Source organism: Brevibacterium sp. 2SA, from assembly GCF_005502845.1.
GTDB lineage: Bacteria > Actinomycetota > Actinomycetes > Actinomycetales > Brevibacteriaceae > Brevibacterium.
Genome location: NZ_SCMW01000084.1, coordinates 1 through 8,598 on the forward strand (window position 1 = coordinate 1; position 8,598 = coordinate 8,598).

General features: G+C 66.7%; 8 protein-coding genes. 1 reads left to right on the top strand and 7 read right to left on the bottom strand.

The window, feature by feature from the left end; genetic code table 11:
* Window positions 1-23 precede the first annotated feature (23 nt).
* Entirely contained in the window at window positions 24-716 is a 693-nt protein-coding gene (locus FFS20_RS17170; RefSeq protein ID WP_137826997.1) for a pseudouridine synthase, read from the bottom strand.
* A 10-nt stretch (window positions 717-726) separates the two neighbouring features.
* Window positions 727-1,395, bottom strand: a complete 669-nt coding sequence (locus FFS20_RS17175; protein ID WP_137826998.1) for a TetR/AcrR family transcriptional regulator — start codon at window positions 1,393-1,395, stop codon at window positions 727-729.
* Window positions 1,396-1,525: 130 nt separating this feature from the next.
* On the opposite strand from FFS20_RS17175, the gene FFS20_RS17180 reads away from it, so the two are divergent.
* Complete coding sequence (locus tag FFS20_RS17180; RefSeq protein WP_137826999.1) at window positions 1,526-1,768, top strand: hypothetical protein; 243 nt, start codon at window positions 1,526-1,528, stop codon at window positions 1,766-1,768.
* 123 nt (window positions 1,769-1,891) lie between these two features.
* On the opposite strand, the gene groL is transcribed toward FFS20_RS17180, so the two are convergent.
* The 5 genes from groL to metG form a co-directional block, all read right to left on the bottom strand.
* The gene (groL, locus tag FFS20_RS17185; RefSeq protein WP_137827000.1) at window positions 1,892-3,484 is read right to left on the bottom strand and encodes a chaperonin GroEL; all 1,593 of its coding nucleotides are present in this window, start codon (window positions 3,482-3,484) and stop codon (window positions 1,892-1,894) included.
* Between the two features lie 36 nt (window positions 3,485-3,520).
* Entirely contained in the window at window positions 3,521-3,814 is a 294-nt protein-coding gene (gene groES / locus FFS20_RS17190) for a co-chaperone GroES (RefSeq protein ID WP_009376237.1), read from the bottom strand.
* Window positions 3,815-4,239: 425 nt separating this feature from the next.
* Window positions 4,240-5,460 (bottom strand): resuscitation-promoting factor, encoded by a 1,221-nt coding sequence (locus FFS20_RS17195; protein ID WP_137827001.1) that lies wholly within the window; start codon window positions 5,458-5,460, stop codon window positions 4,240-4,242.
* Between the two features lie 399 nt (window positions 5,461-5,859).
* Window positions 5,860-6,837, bottom strand: coding sequence for a TatD family hydrolase (locus FFS20_RS17200; protein WP_137827002.1), 978 nt, complete (start codon window positions 6,835-6,837; stop codon window positions 5,860-5,862).
* Window positions 6,837-8,552 carry a methionine--tRNA ligase gene (gene metG / locus FFS20_RS17205; protein ID WP_137827003.1) on the bottom strand — a complete coding sequence of 572 codons (1,716 nt, stop codon included), beginning with the start codon at window positions 8,550-8,552 and terminating at the stop codon, window positions 6,837-6,839. The genes FFS20_RS17200 and metG overlap by 1 nt, the downstream gene beginning before the upstream one ends.
* Window positions 8,553-8,598: the final 46 nt, after the last annotated feature.

The window sequence follows — 8,598 nt, forward strand, 5'->3', positions numbered from 1 at the left end:
CGAACGGTGAGTACCCTGCGGGGTCACCGGTGCGCGATGGTGCGCTCGCGAAGGAATTCAACGTCTCGCGCAACACCGCCCGCGAGTGCCCGGTACGTCTTCATCACCTGCCGGTCCTGGAAGAGCCGCTGGTAGCGGCCGCGGGTCGCCGGCCGCTTCGAGAGGATGAGGAGGCCTGCGGTGATGCGGTCGAGGCGGTGGATGGCGACGAGGTCGGGCTGGTCGAGGTCGACGCGGAGTCGGGTGACGACGCATTCGCGGACGAAGCGGCCGTTGGGAGTGCTCGCGAGGAAGTGCGGCTTGTCGACGACGAGGAGGTCCTCGTCCTCGAAGACGATCGCCACCTCGAAGGGGATCCGCGCCTCGGCGGGCACCGGTCGGTGGAAGAAGTAGAAACCGCCGGGGACAACGGGATCGCCCCAGGCCACCGGCGTGCCAGCCGCATCGCTCAGCTGGCCGGGGATGAGGTCGCGGTCACTCAAGGTGGTGCGGTCGCGTCGATCGGCATCAGCCAGCAGCCCCTCGAGCTCGGTCGTCGACCGGGCGACCAGGCTGCGGAGCTCGAGGTCGGTGGCGTGAGGGAATTCCGAGGCCAGCCAGGCGCCGATCGAGGCGGGCACGGCCAGATGGGCCTTGTCGTGGGTGGCCAGTCCCCCGGGCGCCCGCAGCGATGTTGCCGAGATGCCGTCTCGGGGCGGAAGGGGGCTGCGGGGCATGGTGCCCAGTCTACGAGGCGGCCGCACCCGGGCTAGCTGCGGATGCCTGCGGGGGCACGGTGAGGGCACCGTCACGGGGCACTGCGGTCAGGGCTGCCCGGGAGAACGCGGACACGCGGTCGATGATCCATTCGACTTCAAGCGGGTTCGGGGTGCTCCGGGCCGGATCGAGGAGGTCGACGACGTTCTCGCTGACGGCCCCGACGAGCGATCGGGCGAAGAGCTCGGTGGGGAATTCGGGGCCGAGGCAGCGCATGAGCGCCGTGGAGATCGCGGACACGAAGCCGCGGCGCAGGGCACGGCGCTGGGCTTGGATGGGTTCGGGAACCTCTTCGAGCAGGAGCGCGTAGGCCAGGCCGCGCCCGGCGACCGCCCGGCGGATGAAGACCTCGACGACGGCTCCGACGGCGGCCTCGGGCGTCGAGCACGCGTCGACCGCCTCGGTGACGACGGAGAGCTCACGACCGGCGGCAGAGGCGAACACCGACGCCAGCAGTTCGTCGTGGTCGTCGAAGCAGCTGTCGATGACCCCCGTGGTGCACGACGCGGCGTGGGCGACGGCGGGGACGGTCGCGGCGGCGAATCCGCCGTCGGCGACGACGAAGCGCGCCGCATGTTCGATGCGTGCGCGCCGCTGCGCGGTGTTGGCACGACTTCTGGCGGTCTCCAGGTGGGCCACAGCGCCCCTCTCTCGCAAAGGTGAATGAAGATTCAACCGTTGACGAGTATGGCACCCCTCACATGACGAATCAACGGAGGGCCTGTGACCTCGGGGTTTGCCCAAGGTCGATCGAGTCCCGGTCTGCCCGATGGGCACGGTCGAAGTCCGGTTCACCGGCGATCCGCGTGCCGGCATCCTCGACCACGACGTCGTGTTCCCCGACGGGACGGTCAACCACAATCCCTTCCGCGTCCTCCCCCACGGCGAGGTCAGCGAAGTCGCCTTCACCGTCGTCCATCGCGCAGGGATGAGCGCTGCCGACGTCGACCGCGATGCGGCGGCTGTCGCCGCCGACCTCGATCGGCTCGCCGCGATCCTCGACGCGGACTGAACGCACGAATGGCCCGGAACGCAGTGTTCCGGGCCATTCGCAGGCGTCTCAGGCCGACCGGGCCGTCAGGCTGCTCGAGACTGAGCTGATCCGATCAGACTGTGAGGGGACGGAGCGGGGAGGTCAGTCCTCGTCCTCGTCGTCCTTCTTCTCAACAACCAGGGTCTCGGTGGTGAGCACCAGGGCCGCGATCGACGCTGCGTTGCGCAGAGCCGAGCGGGTGACCTTGACCGGGTCGATGATGCCTGCGGAGATGAGGTCGCCGTAGGAGTCGGTGGCGGCGTTGTATCCCTGGCCGGACTCGAGGTCCTGGACCTTGGAGACGACGACGTAGCCGTCCTGGCCGGCGTTCTCAGCGATCCAGCGCAGGGGCTGGACGATTCCGCGCTTGACGATCTCCACACCGGTGGCACCGTCGTAGTCGAGACCGAAGTCCTTGCCGTCGAGCACCTTGGCGGCGTGGATGAGTGCCGAACCGCCACCGGCGACGACACCCTCCTCGATGGCCGCACGGGTCGCCGACACGGCGTCTTCAACGCGGTGCTTGCGCTCCTTGAGCTCCACCTCGGTGGCGGCGCCGACCTTGATGACCGCAACGCCACCGGAGAGCTTGGCCAAGCGCTCCTGCAGCTTCTCACGGTCCCAGTCGGAGTCGGTGTTCTCGATCTCGGAGCGGATCTGGGCGACGCGCCCGGCCACTGCGTCATCGGCACCGGCACCATCGACGATGGTGGTGGTGTCCTTGGTGACGGTGATCGTGCGGGCGTTGCCGAGCTCGTCGAGGGTGACCTGATCGAGCTTCATGCCCATGTCCGGGGTGACGACCTGACCACCGGTGAGGACGGCGAGGTCCTCGAGGATGGCCTTGCGGCGGTCGCCGAAGCCGGGAGCCTTGACGGCGCAGACGTTGAGGATGCCGCGCAGCTTGTTGACCACCAGCGTCGACAGCGCTTCGCCCTCGATGTCCTCGGCGATGATGAACAGCGGCTTGCCGGCCTGCTGCACCTTCTCGAGGACGGGCAGGAGCTCCTGGATGTTGGAGATCTTGCCCTGGTTGATGAGGATGAGCGCATCGGACAGGATGGCTTCCTGACGGTCAGCGTCGGTGACGAAGTGCGGGGACAGGTAGCCCTTGTCGAACTGCATGCCCTCGGTGATCTCCAGCTCCACGTCGGAAGCCTGGGATTCGTCGATGGTGATGACGCCGTCCTTGCCGACCTTGTCGAAGGCATCGGCGATGAGCGAGCCGATCTCCTCGGACTGGGCGGACAGACCGGCCACGTGGGCGATCTCCTCGGAACCGGCGACATCACGGGAGATGGAGCCGAGTTCGTCCGAGACGGCCTCGACGGCGGTCTCGATGCCGCGCTTGAGCGCGCCGGGAGCCGCACCTGCGGCGACATTGCGCAGACCTTCGTTGACGAAGGCCTGGGCCAGGACGGTCGCGGTGGTGGTTCCGTCACCGGCGATGTCGTTGGTCTTGGTGGCGACTTCCTTGGCCAGCTGTGCGCCGAGGTTCTCGTAGGGATCGTCGAGCTCGACCTCACGCGCGATGGTGACACCATCGTTCGTGATCGTGGGGGCGCCCCACTTCTTGTCGAGAACGACGTTGCGTCCGCGGGGTCCCAGGGTCACCTTGACGGTGTCAGCGAGAGTGTTGACACCCTTTTCGAGTGAACGACGGGCCTCGTCGTTGAATTCCAGATTCTTAGGCATTCGTCCTCCTGTTCTCTAAGCGTTGTTCAGGTGGATTCAGCCGATGACGGCGAGCACGTCGCGCGCCGAGAGAACGAGGTACTCTTCGCCGGCGTACTTGACTTCGGTGCCGCCGTACTTCGAGTAGATGACCTTGTCGCCGACAGCGACGTCGACGGGAACGCGGTTGCCGTTGTCAGCAACGCGGCCGGGGCCCACTGCGACGACTTCGCCTTCCTGCGGCTTCTCCTTGGCGGTATCGGGAATGACCAGACCGCTGGCAGTGGTCTGCTCGGCTTCGACCTGACGGATGACGATCCGATCTTCGAGTGGCTTGATGGAGACCGACATATCGGGCTCTCTCCCTTCGCTGGGTGAATAACTTACGTGAAGTCAGACGGCGGCGGCTGCCTGAGGAACCACTCGTCGTCGCGGGTGCCGAGGAGTTCGACCGTCTTCATAAAACTGGCACTCACTGAGCGTCAGTGCTAATTCGACTCTATGACTCCTTTAGCACTCGGTCAACTCGAGTGCCAAAGAATTGTCACGCTCTCGGCGAAAGCTCAGGGTGCCGGTCCGGACGAGGGAAAGGCCGCTCGGCGCCGGGACGGGCAGGCCGCCTCGGCGAGAACCCTGACAACCAGAATTCGGCGATGATGCGGAAGAGGGACCCCGGAATCATCCGGAGTCCCTCTTCTGCCATTCAGCTGTTCTGCTCGCGCAGCCGCCCTGCTCAGGCCACCGCGCTCAGCGCGTTACTGCTCAGACAGTGCAGGTCACGCGCAGGCCCACTGGCCCCAGCCGGCCTTCGCCTGCAGCTTCTTCGCACGGTCGAACTGCTCCTGCGGGCTGGCATCGATCGGGTTGCCCGATCCGCCGACGCTCTGCCAGGTGGCGAGCTTAAACTGGAAGAGTCCGAAGTGCGCGTTGTTCTGCTTGTTGACCGCACGGGGGTTGAAGTTCGATTCGCACTTGGCGACCTGGTACCACTTCGACCCGGGTCCGCCGAGCATCGCCTTGATCTCCTCGGTCGACATCGAGCCGCCGGAACCGGAGCCCGAACCCGAATCGCCGGAGTCGCTGCCACCGGAACCGGAGTCGCTGCCACCGGAGCCGGAACCGGAGTCGTCCTTGGGAGCCGGGGCTTCCTTCTTCTTCGTGCCCTCGATCACGACCTTGGCCTGCGGTTCGGAGAGGACCTTCTCGCCCTTCTTCTCCTTCTCGACCTCGTCGCCGTTGATGGTCTTGACCGCGTACTCGACTTCCTTCTCACCGGCCTTGCCCTTGTCCTCGACCTTCGTCTCGCCGACGTAGAGCGAGTCCGACTTCTTGGTCTGGGTCTCGGGCTTGATCTCCTCTTTCTCCTTGACGGTCTTGTTCTCCACCCGGTTGACGGTGAGAACCTGGCCGTCGGCGACCGATGCGCTCATCGGCACGGAGAGGAAGTCGTCCTTGTCGAGTTCGACCTTCGCCTCGTTGAGGGCGTCCTCTGCGGTGTCGACCGGAGCCGTGACCTTGACGTCCTTGCCGTCGGCGACGACGGTCAGAGCCTTGGCGGTCGTGACCGCAATGTCGGTCGGGCTCTCGACCTTGAGCTTGTCGTCGGCATCAGCGCTGAGGTCGGCGTCCTTGGCGTCGACGCCGAGGTCGGCGAGCGCCTGACCCACGGTGTTCGCGTTCGTCCACTCGTCGGTCTTCTTGCCGTCGACGGTGAGCGAGATGTCCTTGGCCGTGTTGACCGTGACCGTCATATCGCGGTCGATCTTCGTGTCGATGCCGGGCTTGACCTCATCGTTCTTCTCGAGGTCGATGTCCTGGCTGTCGAGAATCTGGCCGACGGTTCCGCCGAACGTGCGGATCTCCTTCGGCTCTCCGTTCACCTCGAGGGTGACGGGCTTGTTCATGGTGAGTACGGCGCCGGTGCCACCGACGAGACCGGTGATGACTACCGCCTGTGCGGCGATCTGCACCTTGCGGTTCTTGAGAAAATCAATCACAGAAATATCCCCGAGCAGAGTTGATCAGCTGTTTGCAACTCGTCCACTGTAACCGATTCGTTACATGTAACGCAAAAGATCACGAATCCGTAACAGGAAGTTCCCAGACTCCCGGATTCTCGGCGATCGCGGCCGTTGCCATCGTCGCAGGTCACGCGCCGTTGGCACCGATTCCCGGGTTCTCAGGGTGAGACCGACACCACCACCGAGGCGGCCGTGATCTCACCGTCGCGACCCGTCGTCTCCGCGTGGTCGGCAGTGCCGTTCGGGCTGCCGTTCGGCATCGCCCGACCCCGGCGGCTCACACGTGGCTGGTCAGCCCACGTCCGGCTGGTCAGCCGTGGCTGCGCTGCCGAGGCGCCCCAGCTGCCCCGCGGTCGCCGCGCAGCCTCGCCGCCTTCAGTCCCAGCCGCCGAGCGCGGTCTCTGCGTTCGTCCAGACCGCCTCGGCGAGGTCACCGGCATCCATCCCGCGCACCTCGGCGAGCTTTCTCGCGGTGATCGGGGTGAGGTACGGCCCGCCGGGCTTGCCGCGATAGGGGTGCGGGGTGAGGAACGGGGCGTCGGTCTCGGTGAGGAGCAGCTCGAGCGGGGCGCTCGCAGCGGCCCGGCGCAGCTCATCGGCGTTCTTGAACGTGATGTTGCCGGCGAACGACATGAAGTAGCCGGCCTCGGCGCATTCGCGGGCCATCGCCTCGTCGCCGGAGAAGCAGTGGAAGATCGTCACCTCAGGCGCGCCCTCCTCGCGGAGGATGCGCAGCACATCGGCGTGGGCCTCACGGTCGTGGATCTGCAGGGCGCGGCCGGTGCGCTTGGCGATCTCGATGTGGGCGCGGAAGGAACGCTGCTGCTCGGCGATGCCGTCCTCGCCGGTGCGGAAGTAGTCGAGACCGGTCTCCCCCACCACGCGCATCCGGTCATGGCTCGTCACAAGGGCTTCGATCTCGGTGAGCGCATCGTCGAGCAGGCTGGCCTCGGCCAGACGCGGAGCCTCGTTCGGGTGGAGGGCCGCGCCGCCGAGCATCCACGTGCGCGGGGTCTCCGGCGGAGCCGGCACGGACGCGGCGACGCTCGGGTCCGCAGCACCGGCGCGGCCGGCGTACTGGGAGGCCACGAGCGCCGTCGTCCACCGGGCCGCCGGCAGGTCGCAGCCGATCTGCACGATCCGCCGCACCCCGGCCTGCTCGGCGGTGTTGAAGAAGAAGTCGAGGTCGGGGAACTCCTCATCCTCGTCGGGGGTCACCTCGGGAGCCGGTTCCCCCGCACCCAAGGGCAGTCGCATGCCCGTGCCGATGTCGAGGTGGGTGTGGGTGTCGACGATCGGGTGGGGCAGGGGTTCGGGCACCGGAGGATACGTTCCGGCGGCGCGCGAGGCCATTACTCCGTCTCCTCCACGAACTTCGGGAACACCGGTTCGGGCTTCGGCAGCGGTGTGCCGGGCACGAGCGGGTAGTCGATCGCGGCGAACGACCGGGGATCGATGTCGGCGGCGGCCACGGAGCCTTCGGCCTCCTCGGCGAAGGACGGGGCGATGCCGGCGGCGGCGACACCCGCCCCGGCGACGACGCCGACGGCGGCACCCGCGGACACGGTGTCCATGACTTCGGCACCGGAGCCCGACTCGACGGCAGTGGGCAGGACCTTCGCCCCCGCCTCGGCGACTCCGGTGGGCACCCCAAGGAGATCGAGGATCCGGCCCGCGGATTCGGGCATGACCGGCTGGATGAGGATCGAGACGATGCGCACGACCTCGATCGTCACCCACAGCACGGTGGCCATCCGCTCGGGATCGGTCTTCTTCAGCTTCCACGGCTCCTGCGCGGAGAAGTAGCGGTTGGCCTCGGTGAGGACCTTCCAGCACGCGTCGACGTACTGATGCAGCGACTGGGTGTCGACATGCCGCCGAGCGGTGTCGAGAGTGCCGCGGGCCAGCGCCAGCAGGGTCTCGTCCGCCTCGGTGAGCTCACCGGGCTGCGGCACCTGGCCGTCGCAGTTCTTCGCGATCATCGACAGGGAGCGCTGGGCGAGGTTGCCGTACTCGTTGGCGAGGTCGGCGTTCTTGCGGGTGATGATCGAGTCCTTCGTGTACGAGCCGTCCTGGCCGTAGGAGAACTCGCGGAAAAGGAAGAAGCGGACGGTGTCGAGACCGAACGCGTCGACGAGGTCGATGGGATCGACGACGTTGCCGACGGACTTCGACATCTTCTCCCCGGCATTGAAGAGGAAGCCGTGAGCGTGGACGCGGCGGGGCAGCTCGATGCCCGCGGACATGAGGAACGCCGGCCAGTAGACGCTGTGGAAGCGGATGATGTCCTTGCCGATGATGTGGACGTCGGCCGGCCACCACTTCGCCAGAGCCTCCTCGTCATCGGGGTACCCGGCGGCGGTGAGGTAGTTCGTCAGGGCGTCGATCCACACGTACATCACGTGCTTGTCGTTGCCGGGCACGGGCACTCCCCAGTCGAAAGTCGTGCGCGAGATCGAGAGGTCCTTGAGCCCGGAGGCGACGAACGAGGCGACCTCGTTGCGGCGGGAGTCGGGCCCGATGAACTCCGGGTGGTCGCGGTAGAGCTCGAGGAGCCGGTCCTGGTACTTCGAGAGGCGGAAGAAGTAGGACTCCTCCTCCGTCCAGGTCACCTCGGTGCGGGTCTCCTTGGACAGGCGCACGCCGTCGACGACCTCGGTCTCGTCCTCGGTGTAGAACGCTTCGTCGCGCACCGAGTACCAGCCGGAGTACGAGTCGAGGTAGATGTCGCCGGCCTCCTCGAGCCGGCGCCAGATCGCCTGCGAAGCCGCGTAGTGGTCGGGGTCGGTCGTGCGGATGAACCGGTCGAACGTCGAGCCGAGGGCCAGCTGGGTGTCGCGGAAGTTCGTCGCGTTGTCGTCAGCGAGTGCCTTGGGCGTGATGCCGAGCTTGTTCGCCGCCTGGAGCATCTTCAGACCGTGCTCATCGGTGCCGGTGGCGAAGAACACCTCGTGGTTGTCGAGGCGCTTGAACCGCGCGATGGTGTCGGCGGCGATGTACTCGTATGCATGCCCGATGTGGATGGCCCCATTGGGGTAGGCGATCGCTGTTGTCACGTAGTAACCCATAGGTCAATCAGTCTAAGGGACGCGCGGCGGCGGGTCGGACGGTGTC

Excerpts from the sequence above, each read along its gene's own strand:
- FFS20_RS17200 (WP_137827002.1), bottom strand. The coding sequence starts at position 6,837 with ATGGCCTCGCGCGCCGCCGGAACGTATCCTCCGGTGCCCGAACCCCTG.
- FFS20_RS17180 (WP_137826999.1), top strand. The coding sequence starts at position 1,526 with ATGGGCACGGTCGAAGTCCGGTTCACCGGCGATCCGCGTGCCGGCATC.
- metG (WP_137827003.1), bottom strand. The coding sequence starts at position 8,552 with ATGGGTTACTACGTGACAACAGCGATCGCCTACCCCAATGGGGCCATC.
- FFS20_RS17170 (WP_137826997.1), bottom strand. The coding sequence starts at position 716 with ATGCCCCGCAGCCCCCTTCCGCCCCGAGACGGCATCTCGGCAACATCG.
- groL (WP_137827000.1), bottom strand. The coding sequence starts at position 3,484 with ATGCCTAAGAATCTGGAATTCAACGACGAGGCCCGTCGTTCACTCGAA.
- groES (WP_009376237.1), bottom strand. The coding sequence starts at position 3,814 with ATGTCGGTCTCCATCAAGCCACTCGAAGATCGGATCGTCATCCGTCAG.